Genomic DNA, 24,864 nt, shown 5'->3' on the forward strand with positions numbered 1-24,864 from the left:
TCTCCTCGGGTGGGATCCGGATGGGCGTGTCCAGCGTATTCGGTGGTGCGACCCGTTTTCGAATCGCACCTCGCCCGGGACGACGACAGCGGCCGCCGACCCCTGCGGGGGTCGGCGGCCGCGGACGGACTCCCGGCGTCAGGCCGGGGGCATTCTGACGATCAGGCCAGGCTGGCCGTGTCGATGACGAAGCGATACCGCACGTCGGAGGCGACGGCGCGGTCGTAGGCCTCGTTCACCTGGTCGGCGTTGATCTTCTCGATCTCGGCGGCGATGTGGTGCTCGGCGCAGAAGTCGAGCATCTCCTGCGTCAGCCCGATCCCGCCGACCATCGAACCCGACAGCGACCGACGGTTGGTGAGCAGCGAGAACGCCGCGACCTGCAGCGGGTTCTCGGGCACACCCAACTCGACGAGCGCGCCGTCGATGGCGAGCAGACCGATGTACTGGTCGAGCGGGAGGTTCACCGACACCGTGTTCAGGATCAGGTCGAACTGGCCGGCCAGATCCGTGAACAGCTGCTTGTTGTCCTTGGTGGCGTAGTAGTGGTCGGCACCGAACCGCTTGCCGTCCTCCTCCTTGCTGGTCGTCTGGCTCAGGACGGTGACCTCGGCGCCGAGCGCGTGGGCGATCTTGACACCGACGTGCCCGAGGCCGCCCATGCCGATGATCGCGACCTTCTTGCCCGGCCCGGCACCCCACTTCTTCAGCGGTGCGTACAGGGTGATGCCCGCGCAGAGCAGCGGGGCGGCGACGTCGAGCTCGATGCCCTCGGGGATCTTGAGGACGAACTTCTCGGTCACCACGACCTGCTGCGAGTACCCACCGTGGGTGAACTCGCCCTCGTAGGTCTTCGAGTTGTACGTCTGGACGACGCCCTTCTCGCAGTACTGCTCGTCGCCGTTCTTGCAGGGGGCGCACTCACCGCAGGAGTCGACGAAGCAGCCGACGCCGACACGGTCGCCGACCTTGTGCATCGTGACCTCGGAGCCGACCTCGGCGACGATGCCGGCGATCTCGTGGCCCGGCACCACGGGGTACTTGGTGCCCTTCCACTCGTTGCGCGCGGTGTGGATGTCGGAGTGGCAGATGCCGGCGAACTTGATGTCGATCCGGATGTCCTTGGGACCCAGATCGCGACGCTCGATGGTGGTGATCTCCAGCGGATCGGTCGCGGAGACAGCGGCGACGGCGTTGACGGTTGTCGTCACGAAATCGGTTTCCTCTCGTACGTCGTGGCACGCGTGCGGATGACGCGTTGTACGAGCGGTTCCAACTCATGAGAGCGCGAAAGTATGCCCGCATGCGCATGAACGACGGACGAAAGGGACAGATCGGGACTAGAGATCCAGGCCCAGATCGAGGGCGGCGACCGAATGTGTGAGACCGCCCACAGCGAGGAAGTCGACGCCGGTGCGGGCGTAGTCGTGGGCGTCGGCGAGCGTGAGACCGCCCGAGCTCTCCAGCAACGTCGCCGATCCCGCGCGCGTACGGCGCGAGACCGCCATCTGGGTCTCCCACAGCTCGAAGTTGTCGAGCAGGATCAGCTGCGCGTCGAGTGCGAGCGCCTCGTCGAGTTGGGCGAGCGAGTCGACCTCGATCTCGACGGCGATGTCGGGTGCGGCGGCACGCACGGCTCGCCACGCCGCCTCGACCGATCCGGCCGCGGCGATGTGGTTGTCCTTGATGAGCGCGGCGTCACCGAGACCCATCCGGTGGTTGAGACCGCCGCCGGCGCGGACCGCGTACTTCTGCAGCGACCGCAGACCGGGGAGCGTCTTGCGGCTGTCGCGCACGGCGGCGCCGGTGCCGTCGATCGCATCGACCCATGCGGCGGTCGCGGTCGCGATCCCGGACAGATGGCACAGCAGGTTCAGCGCCGTGCGTTCCGCGGTGAGCAGTCCGGCCGTGGGACCGGTCAGCCGCAGGACGGTGTCCCCGGGGGCGACCCGGGTGCCGTCGGCGACGCGGTCGTCGATCGTCGGCGCCCCGCCGAGCACCTCGGCGAAGACCGCGAGCGCCACGTCGACGCCGGCGACCACACCGTGGCCCCGGCTCGCGACGACCGCGGTGGTCGTCGCACCCGCAGGGACGGTCGCGGCGGTGGTCACGTCGGGTCCGTATCGCAGGTCCTCGGCCAACCCCTCGGCGACGACGCGCCGGACGTCGTCCGCCGGCGGGGGGACCAGCACCGTGTCGCCGCGCGTGGTCTGGCCGACGGCCCCGTCGGCGCTCACTCCCCGCCGCCGCCGGGTGTGCCGATCGCGATCATCGCCTCGACACTCGCGCGGGCGGCGTCGGCGACGGCGCGGTCGAGGTGTACCTCGTCGGTGCCGTCACGCAGGCTGCGCAGCAACGCCTCGGGCGTGATCATCTTCATGTACCGGCACGACGCCTTCGGGTTGACCGGCTGGAAGTCGACACCCGGCGCGGCGCGGCGCAACTGGTGCAGCATCCCGATCTCGGTCGCGACCAGCACCTCCCGGGCCCCCGTCTCGCGGGCCGCGTCGAGCATGCCGCCCGTCGACAGGATCTTCACCTTCTCGGCCGGGACCGCACCCTCACCGGCGAGGTAGAGCGCCGAGGTCGCGCACCCGCACTCGGGGTGCACGAAGAGATCGGCCTCGGGGTGGGCGCTCGCCTGGGCGGTGAGCTCGTCGCCGTTGATGCCCGCGTGCACGTGGCATTCACCGGCCCAGATGTGCATGTTCGTCCGGCCGGTGACGCGCTTGACGTGGGCGCCGAGGAACTGGTCGGGCAGGAACAGCACCGTCCGGTCGGGATCGATGGACGCGACGACCTCGACCGCGTTCGACGACGTGCAGCAGACGTCGGTGAGCGCCTTCACCTCCGCGGTGGTGTTGACGTAGGAGACGACGACGGCGTCGGGGAACTCGGCCTTCCACGCGCGCAGCTCGTCGGCGGTGATCGAGTCGGCCAACGAGCACCCCGCGCGCGCGTCGGGGATGAGCACCGTCTTCTCGGGCGCGAGGATCTTGGCGGTCTCGGCCATGAAGTGGACACCGCAGAAGACGATCGTGTCCTCCGGCGCCGACGCCGCGATCCGCGACAGGGCCAACGAGTCGCCGACGTGGTCGGCGACGTCCTGGATGGCCGGCAGTTGGTAGTTGTGTGCGAGCAGCGTCGCCCCGCGCAGGTCGGCGAGCCGCCGCACCTCGGCGGCCCATTCCGGTCCCGGATCGGTGGGGTCGACCGGACCCGGGGTGACACGGTCGGGGGTGGCGGCGGTGGTGATCGACACGACCGCCCTCCTTTCGGTGGAGGTCTCGACGGGGCTGCGCCGAGCTGGTGTCGACGCGAACGTCGAGAGGTTTTCGACTGGCGGTCGAAAACGTGCGTCCAGACTAACACCGCCCGGCGGGGCCCTATGCTCAGGCCATGCCGCCGAGCATCCTGCACGAGGTGCTCACCGCCGTCTTCGGTGTGCGGGGCCTCTCCGAGGGCACACCCCACCTCGCGGTCCTGTTGTGGCAACGAGGTCTCGACCCCCAGGCGGGCACCTGGTCGCTGCCGGGCGGTCTGCTCGGTGCCGACGAGGACCTGCGGACCTCGGCGCGGCGCCAGCTCGCAGAGAAGGTCGACCTGCGCGAGGTCGCGCACATCGAACAGTTGTCGGTGTTCTCCGCGCCCGACCGCGTACCCGGGCCGCGGGTCGTCGCGTCGACGTATCTGGCTCTCGTACGACCGGATTCGGTGAGCACTCCCCCGTTCGACACCCGCTGGCACCCCGTCGACGACCTGCCGGTGACGAGCTTCGACCACGGCGCGGTGGTCTCGTCCGCGCGGCGACGTCTCGCGGCGAAGCTCTCGTACACGAACATCGCGTTCGCACTCGCCCCGACCGAGTTCTCGATGTCGACACTGTCCGACATCTACGGTGCCGCACTGGGATACCCCGTCGACTCGACGAACCTGCTGCGGATCCTGTCCCGGCGGGGTGTCGTCGGCGCGACGGGCACCACCGGACCGACAGGGCGGTCCGGGGGGCGTCCGCCCGCGCTCTACCGCTTCACCGACACCGGGCTACGCGTCACCGACGAGTTCGCCACCCTGCGACCGCCGCCCTGATCGCAGCCGCTCGGTGCGCCCCTCGGGAGGCGACGCACTACCGGTAGACGACCTCGACGCTGCGGAACGCACCGAGTGCATGATCGGCCCGGAACATCTCGTGGTCGGCGTGGTGCCGGCGGGCCGAGTCCTCGGCGAATCGCACGATGTCGTCGACGAACAACTCCTGGTTGCCGATCGCGTCCAGGATCGCGGGCTCGATGTCGTGGTCGACCAGACCCGACTCGTCGGAGTTGGCGTGTGCCTGGGCGAGCGAACCGCCGCAGATGCGCGCGTACCGCCGCCATTCCTTGGACGACAGGTCGTCCAGGTCGATGTCGTCGCGGAACGGGGCGCGCTCGCGGATCATGTGGCTGACGCCGTCGAGTTCGGCGTACCCGTAGAAACGATCGCCGCGCACCAGGTGCACGTGCTGGGCATGCGCGATCCGCTCGGCGCGGCCGTCGACGACGACGGGCGCCTCCTGCACGAGACCGTCGAGCGCGGAACGCCGCGCCTGCTTCGCCTCCAGGATGATGTCGTCGTACCCGGTGCGGTCGGGACCCTCGACGAGCATGTAGTAGCGGTCCAGACCGAGTGAGGCGGTCCCCTGCCCCTTGCGCTCGCACACGTCCTTGATCCGCATCCGGCCGGCGCGGTCGGGGATCGTGATGTCGTTGTCGGCGACGTAGCGATCGAGCATCGCCTGGAACTCCCCGACCCGATGGGTCACCGGCACGTGCTCGTCGTCGGCGCGGAAACCCGTGCGGGACTCGTTGCAGTACTTGCGTTTCAGCCACTTCTTCCGCGACTCCCACGCGGAGTCGAAGAGATCGACGATCAACTCCGGGGCGTTGTCCCGGCGCATCTGTTCGTCCTTCTCGTGACCCTGCGAGGCGAACCGTGACATCGCCGCCACGTAGCCCTCCAGGAACGCGGTGACGATCGCACGGCACTTCTTGGCGCCCTTGCCGCCCTCCTCGTCCGCCGCCAACCAGAACCCGACCGCGCCGCGCTTGAGATCCCACGTGAACGGCGCGTAGAACGCCTCGTCGAAGTCGTTGGGGCCGAAGACGGGGACGTTGTCCACGTCGGGCATCACCCCGAAGTTCTCCGGGTGCACGTCGCCGAGGGCCAGGACCGTGGGCATCGTCGCGTCCTCGCCGGCCATGTCCCGGTAGAACAGCAGCGCGGTGCCGCGGAAGAACGAGAACACCGAGCCGGCCAGCTTGTCGAATTTACGCTGAGCCTCGATCTCGCCACCGGCGATCCGGAAGTGGTGGTCCTCGCGCAGGGTCGCCCGCAGATACTGTCGGCGGTCCTCCCCGGTGAGAGCGCGCGGCAGCATGACGACCACGCCGGAGGCACATGCCTGCGCGAGAGCGCGGAACTGCTCGTGACGGTCGACGGCACCGGATCGGCGCGCCGAGTCGCCGCCGCCGCCGTCCGATCCACTGTCGGCCAGCTCCTCGATGAGCTCCGCCTTGGTCATCGTGGACCGGCCGGGGATGTCGTGCTGCTGGGCGATCTCGTACAGCTCGGCGCGGGTGGACTGTGACAGCTCGTCGGGTGAACTCACCGTCTCGACCCTAGTCGGACGGTGTGGTCCCGACATCCGGTTGCGGGAGCGGCGACTCCGTCACCCTCGGGCCGTCCCCGGTGGGGGTCTCGACACCGAGATCGGCGCGTCCGGCCATGAGCAACGCCGGCAGGTAGGCCAGCAGCACCCCGAGGGGCGCGAAGATCACGACGGCCCAGGAGAGTCCGAGCGCGCCGACGGCGTCGAGTGCGGCGCCGTCGAGGCGCAGACTCGGCGCGGTCCGGAAGAACCCACCGACCGGCGTCGTCGAGGGTCCCGGGAGTCGGGCCGAGGCGATCAGACCGCCGATCCACACGGCGACCGCCGAGCCCGCCATCGCCCCGGCGGTCGCGGCCACGACGGCCACCGACCCACGCACCGGACGCGCCCACCAGGCGCCCACGCCGCCGATGACCCCGGCGACGAGGCTGACGCAGGCGAACAGGGCGACGGCGTCGAATCGATGACCGGTGTCGGCCCCGAGCGTCCCGGCACGACCGGGCGCGACGACCACCCCGGTCACACCGGGAACGATCAGCCCCCAGACGATCCCGGCGGTCGCGCAGACCACGGCCACACCGAGGACCACGCATCCGGCGACTCGCGTCGTGCGGGCGAGATCGAGACGCGCCACCTCCGGTGGGGTTCCGGCGTCCGGCTCGTCGGTCGGCAGCGAGGTCATCGTCCGCCGAGCGCGGAGGAGTCGACGTGTCCGTGCCGGGAGCACCGAGCGGTCCATCCGGTGGGGACCACCTGGACCACCATCCGCCGTCCGCACCGACCGCAGAATCGTGGGGGTTCGAGGCCCAGACGTGCCGCCTCGGGGATCGCCTGGTCCACGGCGGCGTCGACCGGCACACCGGTGTACACGCCGAAGGCGAGCGGCTCGGTCAGAGGGGTGATCGGGCCGGCACCGGCGTCACGCTCACCGGTGGACTGTTCGACCATCACCACACCCACTCCTGCACTCAGATGCTGTCGTTGAGCGCCTTGATCGGCATCTGCAGGTCGACGAGGAGATCGAGGTCGTCCTCGGCGGGACGGCCCAGCGTCGTGAGGTAGTTGCCGACGATGACCGCGTTGATGCCGCCGAGGATGCCCTGCTTGGCCCCGAGGTCGCCGAGGGTGATCTCGCGGCCGCCGGCGAAGCGGAGGATCGTGCGCGGGAGGGCGAGCCGGAACGCGGCCACCGCCCGCAGTGCGTCGGACGCCGAGAGCACCTCGAGGTCGCCGAACGGCGTCCCCGGGCGCGGGTTCAGGAAGTTCAACGGGACCTCGTCGGGCTCGAGGGCGGCGAGGTCGGCGGCGAACTCGGCACGCTGTTCCAACGACTCGCCCATGCCCAGGATGCCGCCGCAGCAGACCTCCATGCCGGCCTCGCGCACCATGCGCAGCGTCTCGAAACGCTCCTCCCACGTGTGGGTGGTGACGACGTTCGGGAAGTGGCTGCGCGCGGTCTCCAGGTTGTGGTTGTAGCGGTGCACACCCATCGCGGCGAGCTCGTCGACCTGCTCCTGCGAGAGCATGCCCAGCGAGCAGGCGATCTGGATGTCGACCTCGTCGCGGATGGCCTCGATGCCCGCGGCGACCTGGCTCATGAGGCGCTTGTCGGGGCCGCGGACGGCCGCGACGATGCAGAACTCTGTGGCCCCGGTCTTCGCGGTCTGCTTGGCCGCCTCGACGAGCGAGGGGATGTCGATCCACGCGCTGCGCACCGGCGAGGTGAACAGTCCCGACTGCGAGCAGAAATGGCAGTCCTCGGGGCAGCCGCCGGTCTTGAGCGAGATGATCCCCTCGACCTCGACCTCGGGGCCGCACCAGCGCATACGGACGTCGTGCGCCAGCTGCAGCAGGTCGGTGAGGCGGTCGTCACCGAGCTGCAGGACCTGCAGCACCTCGTCGCGACCCAGTGCCTCACCTCGCTCGAGGACCTTCTCGCGCGCGACCTCCAGGATGTCGGGGCCCCCGGCGCCGCCCTGTGCGTCGGTCTCCTCCGGTCGGACTGGGGCCTGGGTCACGCGAGCTCCTCGGGGTCGAGATGTGGGGGTCGAGATGGTGGGGGTCGAGATGTGGTCGGTCGTGGTGCGCGGTCACCGTCCGATCGCTCGGTCGACGGCCGCGGACCGTGGATCAGTGTGCCCTATCCGCGGGTGAGCCCGGCGACCCACTCCGGCGCGAACCACGACGGGGCGCGGTCGCGGAACTCCGCCGGCGACAGCCCGCCGGCGCCGGCGGGGATCACACCCACGACGGGGATGCCGGTCAGCCGCGGGAGGTCGTCACGGTTGCACCGGCTGGCGAGGTCCGGTTCGTCCGGCCAGGACCCGATGACGATGCCGGTCACCGCGACCCCGCGGGCCCGGGCCGCGGCGACCGTCAACTCCGCGTGGTTGAGCGTGCCGAGGCCGGCAGCCGCGACGACCACGATCGGTGCGGCGAGTGCCTCGGCGACGTCCAGCGCGGTGAGGTCGGGGCCGAGACGGACGAGCACGCCCCCGGCGCCCTCGACGAGGACCACCTCGTTCTCGGCGACGCGGGCCACCACGTCCAGTACGTCGGGCAGGGTGAGCGGCGCCATCCCCGCGCGGTCGGCGGCGGTCTCGGGGGCGAGCGGATCGGGGTAGCGGATGCCCTCGGCGACCTCGGTCACCCCGGCCAGGCGGACGACCTCGGCGATGTCACCGGGCTCGTCGTCGACGACGCCGGTCTGTGCGGGCTTGCACACCCCGACCGTGGCACCGGCGGAGCGCGCCGCCACGGCCAGTGCCGCGGTCGCGACGGTCTTGCCGACGTCGGTCGAGGTTCCGGTGACGAGCAGCGTCGTCACACGGCCCCCGCCATCGCGGCGTCCCGCGCCGCGGACACGACAGCTGCGGCGCGGGTGATGTCGTCGTCGGTCAGGTCGGCGCGGGCGGTCAGGCGCAGTCGCGCGGTGCCCGGCGGGACCGACGGCGGCCGGAAGCAACCGACCTCGACGCCGGCCTCGCGGCATCGCCGAGCGGCCTCGAGCGCCGGAGCCGGTTCGCCGATCACGAGGGACACGACGGCCGCCGAGGGCTCGTCCCCACCGCATGCGGCGGCCAGCCGCGCGGCGACGTCGCGGACACGGACGGCGAGCGCGGGGTCGTCGCGCAGGATCGCCAGCGCCGCGGACGCCGCGCCGACGGCCGCGGGAGCGAGCCCGGTGTCGAAGATGAAGGTGCGGGCGCGGTCGACGAGGTGCTCGCGCAGCAGGTGCGATCCCGCGACGACGCCACCCTGGGAGCCGAGCGACTTGGACAGGACCCCGGTCACGACGAGATCGGGGGCACCGGCCAGCCCGTTCTCGACGACGACGCCGCGACCTCCCGGACCGCGCACACCGATCGCGTGCGCCTCGTCGACGAGCAGTGCCGCACCGTGGTCACGTGCCGCCGCGTACAGCTCCGCGACCGGGGCCACCGCGCCGTCGATGCTGTAGACGGAGTCGGTGACGACCAGCGCACGCTCCTCGGTGCGCGCGGCGAGTTCGGCGCGGACGGCGGCGTGGTCGCCGCGGTCGACGACCACGACGCGGGCGCGCGACAGCCTGCATCCGTCGATGAGCGACGCGTGCGCACCACCGTCGCTGACGATGAGGTCGCCTCGACCCATCAGCGCGGACACCGCGCCGACGTTGGCCATGTAGCCCGAACTGAACACCAGCGCGGCCGGGACACCGAGGAACGCGGCGAGCTCCGTCTCGAGCGCATCGTGCGCGGCCGTCGTGCCCACCACGAGTCGCGACGCCGTGGCGCCGGCTCCCCACTCCTGCGCGGCTCGGGCCGCGGCCGCGGTGACCCGGGGATCCCGCGTCAGGCCGAGATAGTCGTTGGAGGCCAGGTCGAGGCGGGTCGCCGTCGGTGTCCGCGGTGTGAGCACGCGGTGCAGGCCCTCGGCCGCGCGCACCCGCGCGGCCTCCCCCATCCACGCGAGCGCGTCGGGGCGGGGGTGATCCGCTTCTCGGGGGTCGGGCGTGTCGATCATCGCGGCCAGCGTCTCACACGGTGCGATCGGTGGCCGCGCCGTCCACGGGCGATCGGTGACGCTGCGGGCCGCCGGTCAGCCGGCGTGGGCCGCGACGACCGCCGAGATCCCCGCGACGATCGTGTCGAGGTCGTCGTCGGTGCAGATGTAGGGCGGCATCGTGTAGACGAGATCGCGGAACGGTCGCAGCCACGCCCCCGCGTCGAGCGCGGCCGCCGTCGCGACGTCCATGTCGACCGGACGGTCGAGCTGGACGACGCCGATCGCGCCGAGCACGCGGACGTCGACCACCTGCGGCAGGTCGCGCAGCTCGCCCAGACCGGCGCGCAGGCGGTCACCGATGTGGGCGACCTGCCCGCGCCACTCCCCCGTCGCCAGCAGCGACAGCGACGCCGAGGAGACCGCACAGGCGAGCGGGTTGGCCATGAACGTGGGTCCGTGCGCGAGCACACCCATCTCCCCGTCGCTGATCACCTCGGCGACGTGGTCGGTGCACAGGGTCGCCGCCATCGTCATGTAGCCGCCGGTGAGCGCCTTTCCCAGACAGAGGATGTCGGGGGCGACACCGGCGTGGTCGGAGGCGAACAGCTCGCCGGTCCGACCGAACCCCGTCGCGATCTCGTCGAAGATCAGCAGCACACCGTGGTCGTCGCAGATGCGGCGGAGGTCGCCCAGCAGTGCCGGGTCGTGGAATCGCATCCCCCCGGCGCCCTGGACGACGGGCTCGACGATGACCGCGGCGATCTCGTCGCGGTGTTCGGCGACGGTCGCCGCCAGTTCGGCGACGTAGTCGGCGTCGTGGTGTGTCGGCGGTGCCGGCACGAACAGCTGGTCGGGCAGCACACCCGTCCACTGGGCGTGCATGCCGCCGTCGGGGTCGCAGACGCTCATCGGGGTGACGGTGTCCCCGTGGTACCCGCCGCGCCAGGTGAGCATCCGCGTCCGCCCCCGGATGCCCTGTCCGCGCCAGTACTGCAGCGCCATCTTCGCGGCCACCTCGACCGCCACCGATCCCGAGTCGCAGAAGAAGACCCGTCGCAACGGATCGGGGGTGATGTCGACGAGCGTGCGCGCCAGGCGGGCAGCCGGCTCGTGGGTGAGTCCCCCGAACATGACGTGGGCCATCGCACCGAGTTGCTCGGTGACCGCCGCGTCGAGGACGGGGTGGGCGTACCCGTGGACCGCCGCCCACCATGAGCTCATCCCGTCGACCACGGACCGTCCGTCGGCGAGGTGCAGCCGGGTGCCGGCCGCGGAGTCGACGACGACCGGCGGTGTGCCGGGACGTGCCGAACCGTAGGGGTGCCAGATGGCGGCGGCGTCGATCGTCGCGATCTCGGAGGCGGTCAGGCGCGGGGTCGGCGCCGGGGTCGGGGTGGCGGAGGTAGCCATCCGAGCAACGCTAACGGGTCCCTCCGCGCGCGATCCGGGGGCCGCGACCGGGCACCTGCGGCCAGGTCGCCCGTGTGGTGAACGTGGAGATCCGGCAGATGGCCGGTAGATTACGACCACGTGGTGACCGCCCCGATTCGCTCGACGGAGCGGACACAGCCGCCCCGGGCCGACCGGGGGGCCGCATACCGCATCGACCTCGACGGTCTGCGGGGCGTCGCGATCGCTCTCGTCGCGTGTTTCCACATCTGGTTCGGTCGGGTGTCCGGCGGCGTCGACGTGTTCCTCACCCTGTCCGGGTACTTCTTCGTCGGGTCGCTGCTCAAGCACGTGCTGGTCAGTCAGGGCCCGTCCGTGACGGTGTGGGCGGCCGTCGACCCGCGCACCCGGCTCACCCGCCTTCTCCGGCGTCTGCTGCCCGCGCTCATCGCCGTGCTGCTCGCGATCACCGTCCTGACGATCGTCGTGCTCCCGCAGACCCGCTGGGTCGCGGTGGGCCGCGAGATCGTCGCGAGCGCGCTGTACTACCAGAACTGGCATCTGGCGTTCAACAGCCAGGACTACACGGCCGCGAGCTCGGCCAACAGCCCCCTGCAGCACCTCTGGTCGATGTCGGTGCAAGGGCAGTTCTTCGTCGTCACGATGCTCACCGCCCTCGCCTTCTGCGGCGTGGTGAAGGTGGCCTCGCGATGGATCCCGGCGCTGACCCGACCCACCGTGGTGCGCTCGCTCGTGTCGATCGCGATCCTCGGGGTCGCCGCGGTGTCCTTCTACTGGGCGCACATGCGGATGGGCGTCAACCAGCAGTTCAACTACTACGACACCATCGCGCGCACCTGGGAGCCGCTGGCGGGCGGACTGCTCGCGGTGTGGATGCCGAAGGTGCGCGTCCCGAACGTCGTCCGTGCCCTCGTCGGGGTGGTCGCACTCGCCCTCATCGTCACCTGCGGGTGGTGGATCGTCGGCGTCGAGGAGTACCCCGGCCCGATGGCACTGGTGCCCGTGCTCTCGACCCTCGCACTGATCTGGGCCGGCGCCACCGCCATGCAGCGCGGTGAGCCCGTCGGACAGCCTGTCGTCAACCGCGCGCTGGCGGGACGGTTCCCGGTCTGGCTGGGATCGATCTCCTATGCGCTCTACCTGTGGCACTGGCCGCTGCTGATCTTCTACCTCGCCTGGCGGGACAAGAACCACGCGTCGTTCGCCGAGGGCGTCGGGCTCATCGCACTGTCGATCGGGTTGGCGTGGCTCACCAAGCGCTACGTGGAGGACCCGTTGCGCGCGCCGCGGTCGGCGACGACGCCCGCCGCCACCGGTGGCAGGCACCGCGTCGCCGACCACTCCCACGCCGACGGCGCCGCGACCGCCGAGTCCCTGCTCGACCCGGCCCCACCGGCAGGGCGTGGCCGCCGCCTGCGTCTGGCGACGCCCGGCTACGCGGGGATCCTGACGATCTTCCTGGTCGTGGGCACTCTGGCGACCGGAGTCGGGATCACCGCCTGGCAACGGCACGTCGACGGGATCGTCGTGGACACCACGAACCTCGACCCGCGGATCTATCCCGGCGCCCGCGCGTTCCTCGACGGCGCCCCGGTCCCGCGGGTCGACGCCGTCCCGAGCGCGCTGGAGGTGCTCAAGGATCTGCCGGAGACGTCCTACAACGGCCACATCTCCGACTTCACCGACCCCGAGATCCACGTCGGCGTCTACGGCGACCCGTCCGCGACCCGCACCATCGCCCTGGCCGGTGGGTCACACGCCGAGTACTGGATCTCCGCGCTCGACATCCTCGGCAAGCAGGACCACTTCAAGGTCGTCACCTACCTGAAGATGGGGTGCCCGCTCTCCACCGACCCGAACCCCACCTCCGACGGGGTGCCCTACCCGCAGTGCGCCGACTGGGTGCGTCGGGTGATGGACCGCATCGTGGAGACACGACCCGACGCGGTCTTCACCAACTCCACCCGGCCCCGGTACGGCATCACCGACGACTGGGTGCCCCCGGACTACGTCGGCATCTTCCAGCGCTTCCAGGACGCGAACATCCCGGTGCTCGGGGTGCGTGACTCGGTGTGGCCGCACAACGCGAAGGGCCCGATCGACACGCCGACCTGCCTGGCCGACGGGGGCGACGCCCGGTCCTGCGGCACCGATCGCGCGTCGAGTTACGGCCCGACCAACCCCACCGAGGACCTCGTCGCGCGGTTCCCGACCCTGCACCCGATCGACCTGTCGAGGGGCTGGTGCAGCGACACCTTCTGCCCGGCGATCATCGGCAACATCACCGTGTACCACGACTGGCACCACCTCAGCGCGACGTTCGTGCGGAGCCTGGCACCCGAGCTGCAGCGCCAGATGAGGGCGGCGTTGCCCTGGGCCTGACCCGTCGTGTGAGGCATGTCCGCCGGAGATGAGGTCCGACCGTGGTGCCGATAGGGTCGTGACATGACGTCACGAGCGTGGGAATGACCGCGGGCCCCAGCACCACCGACGGCGATCCCGTCGACGACACCCCGCCGGAGACCGGTGGCGCGGAGACGCTCGAGGTGTGGCCCGGCGACGCCTACCCCCTCGGCGCGACCTACGACGGCGCGGGCACCAACTTCTCGGTCTTCTCCGAGGTGGCCGACGGTGTCGACCTGTGTCTGATCGGCAAGGACGGCAGCGAGATCCGCGTGCGCATGGACGAGGTCGACGGGTTCGTCTGGCACTGCTACCTGCCGTCGGTGGCCCCCGGCCAGCGATACGGATACCGCGTGCACGGACCGTACGACCCCGCGCGCGGCCTGCGCTGCGACGCGTCCAAACTCCTCGTCGACCCGTACGGCAAGGCGTTCCTCGGCGAGTTCGACGGCGACCGGTCCCTGTACTCGTATCCCATCGAACTCCCCGGGGACGACGGGCCGCCGGAGACCACCCCCACCCCCGACGAGACCGCCACCCCCGTACCCACGCCTGCCGAGCTCGAAGAGGTGGTCCACCCCGACGAGCCGCTGGTACGCAGCGCCGACGAGGAGGACCTCTCGGCCGAGCTGGCGGCGACCGACTCCTCCGACGACGCGACGGTTCCCGGCATGCCCGGGCTGGACTCCCTGGGCCACACGATGGTGTCGGTCGTGATCAACCCGTTCTTCGACTGGCAGCACGACCGCGCGCCCCGACGGCCGTACCACGAGACGGTGATCTACGAAGCACACGTGAAGGGGATGACGGCGACCCACCCGGAGGTCCCCGAACACCTCCGGGGGACGTACGCGGGGCTCGCCCATCCCGCGATCATCGAGCACCTCACCGGTCTCGGTGTCACCGCCATCGAACTGATGCCGGTGCACCAGTTCCTGCAGGACCAGACCCTGCTCGACCAGGGGCTGCGGAACTACTGGGGCTACAACAGCTTCGGCTTCCTCGCCCCGCACGCCGACTACGCCTCCACCACCCGCGCGGGCAGCGCGGTCACCGAGTTCAAGGCGATGGTGCGGGCCTTCCACGAGGCCGGCATCGAGGTCATCCTCGACGTGGTCTACAACCACACCGCCGAGGGCAACCACATGGGGCCGACGATCTGCATGCGCGGCATCGACAACGCCGCGTACTACCGACTCGTCGACGGTCAGCCCGAGATGTACATGGACTACACGGGAACGGGCAACAGCCTCAACGTGCGGCACCCGCACACGCTCCAGCTGATCATGGACTCGCTGCGGTACTGGGTGCTCGAGATGCACGTCGACGGTTTCCGTTTCGACCTCGCCTCGACCCTCGCCCGCGAACTGCACGACGTCGACAAGCTGTCGGCCTTCTTCGACCTGGTCCAGCAGGACCCGGTCGTCAGTCAGGTCAAGCTCATCGCCGAGCCCTGGGACGTCGGCGAGGGCGGCTACCAGGTCGGCAACTTCCCCGGCCTGTGGACCGAGTGGAACGGCAAGTACCGCGACACCGTCCGCGACTACTGGCGGGGGGAACCGTCGACCCTGGGTGAGTTCGCCTCCCGGTTCACCGGATCGTCGGATCTGTACGAGGCCACCGGCCGCCGGCCCGGCGCGAGCATCAACTTCGTCATCGCCCACGACGGCTTCACGTTGCGGGACCTGGTGTCGTACAACGAGAAGCACAACGACGCCAACGGCGAGGACAACCGCGACGGCGAGAGCCACAACCGCTCGTGGAACTGCGGTGTGGAGGGTCCGACCGACGACCCGCAGATCGAGGAGCTCCGCCTGCGCCAGCAGCGCAACATCCTCCTCACCCTCGCGCTGAGTCAGGGCACGCCGATGATCGCCCACGGTGACGAGATGGGGCGTACCCAGCAGGGGAACAACAACGTCTACTGCCAGGACTCGCCGCTGTCGTGGATGGACTGGACGTTGGCGGAGAAGAACGCCGACCTCGTCACGTTCACGAGCAAGGCGTTCGCGCTGCGGACCGACCACCCGGTGTTCCGTCGGCGACGGTTCTTCGTCGGCCGTCCGATCCGGACCGGCGAGGAAGCCCGCGACATCGCGTGGCTGACCCCGAGCGGCACCGAGATGACCCCGGAGGACTGGGATTCCGGCTTCGGCCGCAGCCTCGCCGTCTACCTCAACGGCGACGGGATCAACGAGAAGGACGTGCGCGGACGGCTCGTCGTCGACGACACGTTCCTGGTGTGCTTCAACGCGCACTACGAGCCGATCGACTTCGTGCTGCCGTCGAGCTACTACGGCTCGCAGTGGGAGGGCGTGCTCGACACCGCGAGTCCGGTCGGTGACACCGACGTCACCGCCGACTCGGGTGGGACCGTCGTCGTCCGCGACCGTTCGGTCCTGGTGCTGCGCAAGGTCGCCTGACGTGCCACGTCCACCTCTCGTCGCGACGTATCGCCTGCAGTTGACGGCGGAGTTCACCTTCGCCGACGCGGAGGCCGTTCTCGACCACGTCGCCGGCCTCGGCGTGAGCCACCTGTACCTGTCCCCGATCAACACCGCGACGGCCGGGTCGACACACGGGTACGACTGGATCCCACCGGTCGCGGTCGCACCGGTGCTCGGTGGCCTCGACGGGTTGCGTCGGCTGCGTGCCGCGGCGGCCGATCGGGGACTCGGGATCGTCGTCGACATCGTCCCCAACCACACCGGCGTCGAGGACCCGCGCCAGAACAGCTGGTGGTGGGATGTCCTGACCCACGGGGCGGAATCGGTGTACGCGCACCACTTCGACATCGACTGGTCGACGGACAACGGCGCAGACGGGAAGATCGCGCTGCCGGTGCTCGGCTCTGCCGACGACGTGACCGCACTCGAGATCGACGCGGACGCACACGAACTCGCGTTCTACGAACACCGATTCCCCCTCGCGCCCGGCACACCCACCGGCGATCCCGCTGCTGCACACGACGCGCAGGCGTACCGCCTCGTGCCGTGGGACGCCGGGATCATCGGCTACCGACGGTTCTTCGCCGTCAACGGTCTCGCGGGTCTGCGCCAGGAGGATCCCGACGTCTACGCCGCGACCCATGCGCTGGTGCACACCCTGGTCGCCGAGGACCTCGTGGACGGGATCCGTGTCGACCATCCCGACGGTCTCACCGACCCCGTCGGCTACCTGCGGCGACTCCGCGCCGACATCGGTGACGACCGTGTGCTGTGGGTGGAGAAGATCCTCGGGACCGACGAGATGCTCGATCCGGTGCTGCCCGTCGACGGGACCACCGGGTACGACGCACTGCGGTGGGTCGACGGTGTGTTCGTCGACCCCGCCGCGCGCGCGGAGTTCACCGCGATCCACCGCGAGGTGACCGGTGACGACGGCGACGCGTCGTGGCTGCACGACGCCGAACACGACCGCAAACGCCGCACACTGGACGAGCTGTTCCCCGCCGAACGGGCGCGACTGTCGCGGGCGATCCGCGCGGCGGCCCGCGACACCGGCGATCTCGACGCGACGGCGGTGCCCCAGCACGAACTCGACGACGCGCTCGGTGAGGTGATCGGGCGTCTCGGCGTGTACCGGGCGGACTATCCGGCTCTGGCGGGTCTGCTGTCGGACACCCTCGACTCGGTCCGCGACGCCCGACCGGATCTGACGGCCGCGGTCCGCCTGCTCGCGGCCACCGTGCTCGACGACGGCGAGCCGGCGGTTCGCCTCGCCCAGGTGTGTGGCGCGACCACCGCGAAGAGCGTGGAGGACAGCCTCTTCTATCGGACGGCCCGGCTCGTCGCGCTGCAGGAGGTCGGCGGCGATCCCGGCCGGTTCGGCGTCCCCGTCGCCGAGTACCACGAGCGCGTGGCCGCGCGATCGGCCGACTTCCCGCGGTCGATGACCACCTCGTCGACGCACGACACCAAGCGCGGCGAGGACGTCCGGATCCGGGTCATCGCGCTGACCGCACACCCCGAGCGGTGGCGTGACCTGGTCGCGACGATGCGGTCGCAGACCCCGCCACCCGACGGTGTCACCGGACTGTTCCTGCTGCAGAACATCATCGGCACCTGGCCGGCCCACGGTGGCGTCGACGACACGCTGCGTACCCGCCTGCACGAGTACGCGACGAAGGCGATCCGCGAGGCGTCTCTCATCACGACGTGGACCTCCGTCGACTCCGATGCCGAGGACGCCGTACACCGCTGGATCGACGCGGTCGTCGACGGTCCGGTCGGCGAGGCGATCGCACGGCACGTCGCCGAGACGTCGTCGCAGGTGGAGTGGATGCTCCTCGCGCACAAGGGCCTGTCGCTGCTGACGCCGGGCGTTCCCGACGTCTACCAGGGCACCGAGTGGTTCGAGGACTCCCTCGTCGACCCCGACAACCGGCGTCCGATCGACTGGACGGCGTCCACCGACCACCCGAAGGTCCGACTGGTCCGCGCGGCGCTCGCGGCCCGTCGCGCGCACACCTCGGCATTCACCTCCCCCGCAGCGCATCGACCCCTGCCGGTAGCGGGGCGTGACGCCGATCGCGTGGTCGCGTTCACGCTCGCCGAGGGTGACACACCGGAGGTGGTGGTGGCGGTCGCCACCCGCCCCGGCCTGGAGGCCTCGATCGACCTGGGCGCCGATGGCTGGCTCGATCGGGCCACGGGCGAGAAGGTCTCGGGCACACTGGAGATCGGAGCAGTTCCGGTGACCGTGCTGGAGCGCAGCACGAAGGGGTGACGCGGGCGATGACGCTGGTGGCCGGGATCGACTCGTCGACGCAGTCCTGCAAGGTGGTCGTGCGCGACGCCGACGACGGCACGCTCGTACGGTCCGGTCGGGCATCCCATGCCGACGGCACGGAGATCCATCCCGATCGGTGGTGGGACGCACTGCAGACCGCCGTCGCCGACGCCGGCGGTCTCGATGGCGTCGCGGCACTGTCGGTCGGCGCCCAGCAGCACGGCATGGTGTGCCTTGGCGAGTCCGGCGAGGTCGTGCGGGATGCGCTGCTGTGGAACGACACCCGATCCGCCGACGCCGCGTCGGACCTCGTCGACGAGCTCGGTGGTGCGCAGGCATGGGCCGATCGGGTCGGTGTCGTGCCGGTGGCGGCGATCACCGCCGCCAAACTGCGATGGCTCGCCGACGCCGAGCCGGCCTCGGCGGACAGGACGGCGGCTGTGTGCCTCCCCCACGACTGGCTCAGCTGGCGACTACGTGGCGGTGACCTCGACACGGTGACCACCGACCGCAGCGACGCCAGCGGCACAGGCTATTTCGCCGCCGCGACGGGTGACTACGACCGAGAGCTGCTGCGCACCGCGTTCCGTGGTCGCGATCCGCATCTGCCCCGGGTGGCCGGACCGTCGGAGACAGTCGGCGAGACCGGGTCCGGTGCGCTCGTCGGCGCGGGAGCCGGCGACAACGCCGCCGCCGCGCTCGCCGTCGGCGCACAGCCCGGTGACATCGTGGTGTCGCTGGGGACGTCGGGGGTGGTGTCCGCGGTGTCCGGCACCCCCACACACGACGGATCGGGGTACGTCGCGGGGTTCGCCGACGCGACCGGCCGACACCTCCCGCTGGTGTGCACGCTCAACGGCGCACCGGTCCTCGCCGCGACCGCGCGCATGCTGGGCGTCGACCTCGAGCGGCTCGCCGATCTCGCGCTGTCGGCACCGTCGGGTGCCGAGGGCGTCGTCATGGTGCCGTACTTCGAGGGAGAGCGCTCCCCCAATCTGCCGACGGCGCAGGCGAGTCTGTGGGGGATGACGCTGCAGTCGTCACGACCCGAGGTGATCGCCCGCGCCGCCGTCGAAGGCCTTCTGTGCTCGCTGCGCGACGGTCTGGACTACATCCGCGCCTGCGGTGTCGACGCGCGCCGGATCCTGCTGGTCGGCGGCGGCGTGCGGTCCGCCGCCGTGCGCGCGATCGCACCGGTGGTCTTCGGGATGCCGGTCGCGGTGCCCGCACCCGGTGAGTACGTCGCCGACGGCGCCGCCCGACAAGCGGCCTGGGCGTTGTCGGGCGCGGAGTCCGCGCCGACCTGGGCCGCGCCGATCACCGAGACCGTCGAGGCCGACGAGGACCCCGCCGTCATCGAGCGCTACCGCGAGGCGCAGGGGACCATCTACCGCTGACCCGCCCCGACCGCACCACCCCACCCACCCCGACTGTGCCGACACCCACCGCCGACCGGGCCACAACCCACCGCCGACCGGGCCGCAACACCTCGTCGAGCGCGCACTCGTCGCCGCCCGCCGTGTGTCACACCGCTCGACGGGCGGTGTCGGCACGGTCGAGGAGTCAGCGGTCGCGGAGGAGTTCCTCGAGGGTCGCGCGGGTCCCGTTCTCGCGCAGCGAGGTCAGCGTGCGGGTGTAGGGCTCCATGAACCGCGGGGCGTCGACCAGATCACCGAAGAGGTCGCGGACACCGACGAACGCCCGCGGGTCGTCCCGGCTGGCACGCGCCAGCGGGGTGAGCTCGTCGGCTCGACGGTCCACGACGTCGATGGGATCGCCGGACTCGTCGACGCCCTCGGCATAGCGGGTCCAGGTCGCGATCACCGCGGCGGAGATGTCGACGGATCCACCTGCGGCCAGACGATCCCGCACCACCGGGACCATCCACTGCGGGATGCGGTCCGACGACTCGGCGCACAGCCGCGCCACGGTGTCCCCGATCGCGTCGTTGGAGAACCGCTCCACGAGCGTGTCGATGTACTCGTCGAGATCGACCCCCGGCACCGGCGGGAGGCTCGGACGCCCCTCGGTCTGCATGTAGGCCCGCAGGAGACCGGCGACGAGGGGGTCACGGGTGGCGTCGGCCACAGCTCGATGGCCGAGCAGATACCCTGCGTAACAGAGGGTCTGGTGGCCGGCGTTGAGCAAGCGGAGCTTCATCAGCTCATACGGCTCGACATCGGGCACCACCTGCACGCCCACCTCCTCGAACGGCGGCCTGCCGTCGCAGAAGTCGTCCTCCAGAACCCACTGCGTGAACGGTTCTGCCACGACCGGCCACCGATCGGCCACCCCGGTCCGGGCCGCGACCTCGTCGGCGAGATCGCCCGGCGTGGCGGGGGTGATCCGGTCGACCATGCTGTTCGGGAAGGACGTGTGGCGCTCGATCCACTCGGCGAGTTCGGGGTCCTTGGCGCGGGCGAACGCCGTGAACACCCGCCGGGCCATGTGGCCGTTGCCCGGGATGTTGTCGCACGACATCACCGTGAACGACGGGACACCCCGCTCCCGACGCCGCCGCAGCGCCTCGGTGACGAGACCGAATGTCGTGCGCGGGACCGCGGCCGCCGCGAGATCGGCCTCGACGGCCGGCGCGGTGAGGTCGAAATCGCCGGTGGACCCGGAGATGTTGTACCCACCCTCGGTCACCGTCAGCGAGACGATGCGCGTGGTGGGAGCGGCGAGCATCTCGACGACCTTCTCGGGATCGTCGGGGGCGTAGAGGTAGTCGACGATCGACCCGACGACCGCGGTCTCGACGTGCCCGTCGGGGTGTTTCAGGGTGAGCGTGTACAGGCCGTCCTGCGGCACGAGCGCATCCCGCATCCGCTGGTCGCCCGGCAGGACGCCGACACCGCAGATGGTCCACGGCAGTTCGGGGTCGCGGGTGAGCAACCGGTCGACGTACATCGCCTGGTGCGCACGGTGGAACCCGCCGACACCGAAATGCACGATGCCGCAAGGCCGGTCGTGGCGGGGATACCGGGGGGTGTCCGTACCGACGATCGTGGCGAGGTGGGCGTCGTCCAGGGGTGTCGCGGACCGGGTGTCGGATTCCCCCGCGTTCGTCGTCCGAGTCATGCCGATCGCCTTTCCGTCGAGAGTTCCTGGGGGAACACCACTGCCTTGATGCTGCCGGCGACGCGGTCGGCGTCGAGAGCCTCGGCGACCTCGTCGAGTGCGAACCGGCCGGTCACCATCCCGTCCAGGTCGACCAGGCCCGCGGTGACGAGTGCCGCGGCCGTGGGCCAGGTGTTCGCGTAGCGGAACACCCCGGTGAGGACCAGTTCGCGGTTCTGCACGATCGAGACGGGGATGGTCAGGTCCGTCGCTCCCATCCCGACGAGCACCACCCGTCCGGCGGGCCGGACGACGCCGATCCCGGCGGTGATCGCCGACGGTGCCCCGGAGGCGTCGACGAACGCGTCGACCGGCTCGAGCTCGCCGACGGCGTCGGGACCGACGACCGAGGTGGCACCGAAACGACGGGCGGTGTCCCGCCGGGCGGCATCGATGTCGGAGACGACCACGCGCGTGAGACCGAAGGCACGCGCGACCTGGGCGCAGACGAGACCGATCGGCCCCGCACCGGCGATCATGACCGAATCTCCCGCGCCGACAGCGGCTTTACGCATCGCCGCGATGCCCACGGAGAGCGGCTCGAACAGTGCGGCCGCGACATCGCCGACCGAGTCCGGCACCGCATGCGCGAACGCCGAACCGATCGTCGCGTACTGCGCCAGCGCCCCGTCGACGGGCGGTGTGGCGTAGAAGCGCATGTGCGGGCAGAGGTTGTAGTCCCCCCGTCGCGACTCCACCGAGTCCGGGTCGGGACGTTGCGGTTCGATCGACACCCGCTCGCCGATGCGGTCGGGCGACACGCCCCTGCCGACCCCGACGATGCGCCCCGCCGCCTCGTGGCCCAGGACGATCGGGGCGGTCACGACGTACTCGCCGATACGTCCGTGGCGGTAGTAGTGCGCGTCGGAACCGCACACTCCGACCGCGGTGATCTCCACCAGCACGTCACCGGGGTCGGGGGTGGGCACGGACCGCTGTTCGAGCTCGACACGACCCGTCTCGACGAGCACCGACGCCCGCATGGTGTCGGGTATGACCGAAAGATCGCCCGAAAGTGTTGTCTGCGTCACATCCAGGATGCTAGCGTACTGATCATATGACCCGCCAGTGAGCATTTGCTCACCTCTCAACGACGAGAAGGGACGACGTTGACCGCGCCGCAGTCGCCTCGCCAGTCCACCGCCGAGTCCGGCCAGGACATCCGGCTGCTGCTGCGCGCCGCGACGATGTACCACCTCGAGGGGGCCACGCAGGCGGAGATCGCGGCACGTCTCGGCGTGTCACGCCCCACCGCCGGCCGCCTGGTCTCCCGGGCCCGGGCGCAGGGACTGGTCACCGTGAGCGTGGCCGCACCCGAGCACCTCGGGAACTCGATCCACCCTGACACCGAGCGAGCGGTGGAGAAGGCGTTCGGCCTCGACGAGGTGTTCGTCATGGACGAGCCCGCCGACGGGTCCGCATCGGGCAACGCCGCACTCGGCCGCGCCGGGTCGTCGATCCTCGCCCGCCGCATCCACCCGACCGACACCTTCGCGTTCACCTGGGGACCCGAACAGGTGGCGGTCGCCGATGCGTTGTCGACACGCAACGCGTCCTGCCGACGGGTCGTGCAGATGGACGGCTCGATGACCTCCGTCGACTACCACACCGGCGTCGACCACGCCCTGACGCGATTCGCCGAACAGCTGCACGCACAACCGATGCGACTGATCGCGCCGCTCTACGCCGACGTCGAGACCGTCGCGGCGATGCGTCGCGACTCGATCATGTCGCAGGCGTTGGTGGCCGCCGAGCACGCCGAGATCATGCTCTTCGGCGTCGGTTCGGTGTCCACCTCGACGACGTTGTTCGAGGGCGCGTACATCGACAGCGCAGTGCTCGGGGAGCTCGAGGATCTCGGCGCGGTCGGTGAGATCGGCGGGCGGTTCTACGACATCGACGGGACACCGGTCGCATCGTCGCTCGTCGGACGCACCGTGTCGGTGTCACTCGACCGTGTCCGCGACTGCGCGACCACCATCCTCGTCTCCGGCGGAGCGCATCGCCAGGAGTCGATTCTCGGAGCGCTGCGCGGCGGGTTCGCGACCATCCTGGTCACCGACCTCGACACCGCGCGGTGGCTGCTGTCGGAACAGAAAGGTCAACGGTGACTGCACAACTCACGGCCGCAGGGGCAGCCCTGCGGAGATCGGCACGGCGGGCCTGGCGCCGCAGGACGACAGGTGTCGCCATCGCGGCCGCCGTCGGTCTGACGGCCACCGGGTGCGCGGGAGCAGGCTCGTTCACCGACGGTGGCGGTGACGCCGTCACCATCGCCCTCGTGTCGAACTCGCAGATGACGGACGCGATCTCGCTGTCCGGACAGTTCGAGAAGGACAACCCCGGTGTGAAGCTGAAGTTCGTCACGCTGTCGGAGAACGAGGCCCGCGCCAAGATCACCGCCTCGGTGGCCACCGGCGGCGGCGAGTTCGACGTGGTGATGATCAGCAACTACGAGACGAAAATGTGGGCCGAGAACGGGTGGTTGGTCAACCTCACCCCGTACATGGACGCCACCCCCGGTTACGACGCGAACGACTTCATCCCGACCCTCAAGGACGCGCTGTCCTACCAGGGTGGGATGTACTCGGCGCCGTTCTACGGCGAGTCGTCGTTCTTGATGTACAACAAGAAGATGCTGGCCGACGCCGGCGTCACCATGCCCGCGAAGCCCACGTGGCCGCAGGTCGCCGAGGCCGCCCGGAAGCTCGACCGCCCCGGTGTGTCCGGGATCTGCCTGCGCGGCAAGCCCGGATGGGGCGAGGTCCTCGCGCCGCTCGACACCGTCATCAACGCCTTCGGTGGTCGGTGGTACGACGAGAACTGGAACGCCCAACTCACGAGCCCGCAGGTGACCGCGGCGGTGAAGTTCTACGTCGACACCGTCCGGAAGTACGGCGAGCCCGGAGCGGCGTCGTCGGGATTCCAGGAATGCGGAAACCTGTTGTCGCAGGGCCAGGCTGCGATGTGGTACGACGCCACCTCGGCCGTCTCGGTGCTGGAGAGCCCCGACACCTCGACCATCGCCGGCGACGTCGGGTACGCCCAGGCGCCCAGCATGGCCAAGGGCGACAACGGCTGGCTCTACACGTGGTCGCTGGGCATCCCGTCGAGCAGCGCGAAGAAGGACGACGCCTGGAAGTTCATCAACTGGATGACCGACAAGAAGTACATCGCGTACGTGGCCGACAAGCTCGGCCCCAGCCACGTGCCGCCGGGTAGTCGACTCTCGACCTACCAGCTGCCCGCCTACAAGGCGGTGTCCTCGGCCTACGCCGAGCCCACCCTGTCGGCGATGACCGCGGCCGACCAGCAGCACCCGACACTCGAGCCGGTGCCCTACACCGGGGTCCAGTTCCTGGCCATCCCCGAGTTCCAGGATCTCGGTACCCGCGTCAGCCAGCAGATCAGTGCCGCGATCGCGGGACAGATCAGCGTCGAGGACGCGCTGAAGCAGTCCCAGACCTACGCCGAGGCAGTCGGCGACACCTACAAGAAGGACAGGTGACCCGTGGCCACCACACTCGAAGCGCCCCGTCCGGACACCCCGTCACCGCGCGAACGGT

19 protein-coding genes are annotated in these 24,864 nt (G+C 70.6%); 7 read left to right on the forward strand and 12 right to left on the reverse strand.

Annotated elements, in window-relative coordinates; genetic code table 11:
* Positions 1–161: 161 nt before the first annotated feature.
* The 3 genes from ACXVUM_RS19790 to nadA form a co-directional block, all read right to left on the reverse strand.
* The gene (locus ACXVUM_RS19790) at positions 162–1,211 is read right to left on the reverse strand and encodes an NAD(P)-dependent alcohol dehydrogenase (RefSeq protein WP_458523645.1); all 1,050 of its coding nucleotides are present in this window, start codon (positions 1,209–1,211) and stop codon (positions 162–164) included.
* A 129-nt stretch (positions 1,212–1,340) separates the two neighbouring features.
* Positions 1,341–2,237: a carboxylating nicotinate-nucleotide diphosphorylase gene (gene nadC, locus ACXVUM_RS19795; RefSeq protein ID WP_458523646.1), complete on the reverse strand. Its 897-nt coding sequence runs from the start codon at positions 2,235–2,237 to the stop codon at positions 1,341–1,343.
* The gene (gene nadA, locus ACXVUM_RS19800; protein ID WP_458523785.1) at positions 2,234–3,256 is read right to left on the reverse strand and encodes a quinolinate synthase NadA; all 1,023 of its coding nucleotides are present in this window, start codon (positions 3,254–3,256) and stop codon (positions 2,234–2,236) included. Before nadA ends, nadC begins: the two co-directional genes overlap by 4 nt.
* Positions 3,257–3,399: 143 nt before the next feature.
* On the opposite strand from nadA, the gene ACXVUM_RS19805 reads away from it, so the two are divergent.
* Positions 3,400–4,089 (forward strand): NUDIX hydrolase, encoded by a 690-nt coding sequence (locus tag ACXVUM_RS19805; protein WP_458523647.1) that lies wholly within the window; start codon positions 3,400–3,402, stop codon positions 4,087–4,089.
* A 37-nt stretch (positions 4,090–4,126) separates the two neighbouring features.
* On the opposite strand, the gene ACXVUM_RS19810 is transcribed toward ACXVUM_RS19805, so the two are convergent.
* The 7 genes from ACXVUM_RS19810 to ACXVUM_RS19840 form a co-directional block, all read right to left on the reverse strand.
* The gene (locus ACXVUM_RS19810) at positions 4,127–5,647 is read right to left on the reverse strand and encodes a DUF2252 family protein (RefSeq protein ID WP_458523648.1); all 1,521 of its coding nucleotides are present in this window, start codon (positions 5,645–5,647) and stop codon (positions 4,127–4,129) included.
* A gap of 10 nt (positions 5,648–5,657) precedes the next feature.
* The gene (locus ACXVUM_RS19815) at positions 5,658–6,329 is read right to left on the reverse strand and encodes a DUF2567 domain-containing protein (RefSeq protein ID WP_458523649.1); all 672 of its coding nucleotides are present in this window, start codon (positions 6,327–6,329) and stop codon (positions 5,658–5,660) included.
* On the reverse strand, positions 6,326–6,595 hold the full coding sequence (gene bsaP, locus ACXVUM_RS19820) for a biotin synthase auxiliary protein BsaP (RefSeq protein WP_458523650.1): 270 nt from the start codon (positions 6,593–6,595) through the stop codon (positions 6,326–6,328). The genes ACXVUM_RS19815 and bsaP overlap by 4 nt, the downstream gene beginning before the upstream one ends.
* A 20-nt stretch (positions 6,596–6,615) precedes the next feature.
* Positions 6,616–7,665: a biotin synthase BioB gene (bioB, locus tag ACXVUM_RS19825; RefSeq protein ID WP_458523651.1), complete on the reverse strand. Its 1,050-nt coding sequence runs from the start codon at positions 7,663–7,665 to the stop codon at positions 6,616–6,618.
* A gap of 122 nt (positions 7,666–7,787) precedes the next feature.
* Positions 7,788–8,474 (reverse strand): dethiobiotin synthase, encoded by a 687-nt coding sequence (gene bioD, locus ACXVUM_RS19830; RefSeq protein ID WP_458523652.1) that lies wholly within the window; start codon positions 8,472–8,474, stop codon positions 7,788–7,790.
* Positions 8,471–9,652 (reverse strand): 8-amino-7-oxononanoate synthase, encoded by a 1,182-nt coding sequence (locus ACXVUM_RS19835; protein ID WP_458523653.1) that lies wholly within the window; start codon positions 9,650–9,652, stop codon positions 8,471–8,473. Before ACXVUM_RS19835 ends, bioD begins: the two co-directional genes overlap by 4 nt.
* A gap of 75 nt (positions 9,653–9,727) precedes the next feature.
* The gene (locus ACXVUM_RS19840) at positions 9,728–11,044 is read right to left on the reverse strand and encodes an adenosylmethionine--8-amino-7-oxononanoate transaminase (RefSeq protein ID WP_458523654.1); all 1,317 of its coding nucleotides are present in this window, start codon (positions 11,042–11,044) and stop codon (positions 9,728–9,730) included.
* Positions 11,045–11,167: 123 nt separating this feature from the next.
* On the opposite strand from ACXVUM_RS19840, the gene ACXVUM_RS19845 reads away from it, so the two are divergent.
* The 4 genes from ACXVUM_RS19845 to ACXVUM_RS19860 all read left to right on the forward strand — a co-directional run bounded on the left by ACXVUM_RS19845 (position 11,168) and on the right by ACXVUM_RS19860 (position 19,575).
* Positions 11,168–13,426: an acyltransferase family protein gene (locus ACXVUM_RS19845; protein WP_458523655.1), complete on the forward strand. Its 2,259-nt coding sequence runs from the start codon at positions 11,168–11,170 to the stop codon at positions 13,424–13,426.
* A gap of 83 nt (positions 13,427–13,509) precedes the next feature.
* Positions 13,510–15,870, forward strand: a complete 2,361-nt coding sequence (glgX, locus tag ACXVUM_RS19850; protein ID WP_458523656.1) for a glycogen debranching protein GlgX — start codon at positions 13,510–13,512, stop codon at positions 15,868–15,870.
* Position 15,871: 1 nt separating this feature from the next.
* Positions 15,872–18,175: a malto-oligosyltrehalose synthase gene (gene treY, locus ACXVUM_RS19855; protein ID WP_458523657.1), complete on the forward strand. Its 2,304-nt coding sequence runs from the start codon at positions 15,872–15,874 to the stop codon at positions 18,173–18,175.
* Between the two features lie 8 nt (positions 18,176–18,183).
* Positions 18,184–19,575 (forward strand): xylulokinase, encoded by a 1,392-nt coding sequence (locus ACXVUM_RS19860; RefSeq protein ID WP_458523658.1) that lies wholly within the window; start codon positions 18,184–18,186, stop codon positions 19,573–19,575.
* Between the two features lie 166 nt (positions 19,576–19,741).
* Here ACXVUM_RS19860 and ACXVUM_RS19865 read toward each other — a convergent pair whose 3' ends face one another.
* On the reverse strand, positions 19,742–21,259 hold the full coding sequence (locus tag ACXVUM_RS19865; RefSeq protein WP_458523659.1) for a mannitol dehydrogenase family protein: 1,518 nt from the start codon (positions 21,257–21,259) through the stop codon (positions 19,742–19,744).
* The gene (locus ACXVUM_RS19870) at positions 21,256–22,281 is read right to left on the reverse strand and encodes an NAD(P)-dependent alcohol dehydrogenase (protein WP_458523786.1); all 1,026 of its coding nucleotides are present in this window, start codon (positions 22,279–22,281) and stop codon (positions 21,256–21,258) included. Before ACXVUM_RS19870 ends, ACXVUM_RS19865 begins: the two co-directional genes overlap by 4 nt.
* Positions 22,282–22,407: 126 nt before the next feature.
* Here ACXVUM_RS19870 and ACXVUM_RS19875 point away from each other — a divergent pair, with 126 nt between their 5' ends.
* Positions 22,408–23,409: a sugar-binding transcriptional regulator gene (locus ACXVUM_RS19875; RefSeq protein ID WP_458523660.1), complete on the forward strand. Its 1,002-nt coding sequence runs from the start codon at positions 22,408–22,410 to the stop codon at positions 23,407–23,409.
* 80 nt (positions 23,410–23,489) lie between these two features.
* Entirely contained in the window at positions 23,490–24,806 is a 1,317-nt protein-coding gene (locus ACXVUM_RS19880; RefSeq protein ID WP_458523787.1) for an ABC transporter substrate-binding protein, read from the forward strand.
* Positions 24,807–24,864: the final 58 nt, after the last annotated feature.

This window comes from Williamsia sp. SKLECPSW1 (assembly GCF_054332755.1).

What these genes read in the sequence shown, in the direction of transcription:
- ACXVUM_RS19805 (WP_458523647.1), top strand. Translation starts at nt 3,400, where the DNA reads ATGCCGCCGAGCATCCTGCACGAGGTGCTCACCGCCGTCTTCGGTGTG.
- ACXVUM_RS19815 (WP_458523649.1), bottom strand. Translation starts at nt 6,329, where the DNA reads ATGACCTCGCTGCCGACCGACGAGCCGGACGCCGGAACCCCACCGGAG.
- bsaP (WP_458523650.1), bottom strand. Translation starts at nt 6,595, where the DNA reads ATGGTCGAACAGTCCACCGGTGAGCGTGACGCCGGTGCCGGCCCGATC.
- ACXVUM_RS19835 (WP_458523653.1), bottom strand. Translation starts at nt 9,652, where the DNA reads ATGATCGACACGCCCGACCCCCGAGAAGCGGATCACCCCCGCCCCGAC.
- ACXVUM_RS19840 (WP_458523654.1), bottom strand. Translation starts at nt 11,044, where the DNA reads ATGGCTACCTCCGCCACCCCGACCCCGGCGCCGACCCCGCGCCTGACC.
- glgX (WP_458523656.1), top strand. Translation starts at nt 13,510, where the DNA reads ATGACCGCGGGCCCCAGCACCACCGACGGCGATCCCGTCGACGACACC.
- ACXVUM_RS19860 (WP_458523658.1), top strand. Translation starts at nt 18,184, where the DNA reads ATGACGCTGGTGGCCGGGATCGACTCGTCGACGCAGTCCTGCAAGGTG.
- ACXVUM_RS19865 (WP_458523659.1), bottom strand. Translation starts at nt 21,259, where the DNA reads ATGACTCGGACGACGAACGCGGGGGAATCCGACACCCGGTCCGCGACA.
- ACXVUM_RS19870 (WP_458523786.1), bottom strand. Translation starts at nt 22,281, where the DNA reads ATGCGGGCGTCGGTGCTCGTCGAGACGGGTCGTGTCGAGCTCGAACAG.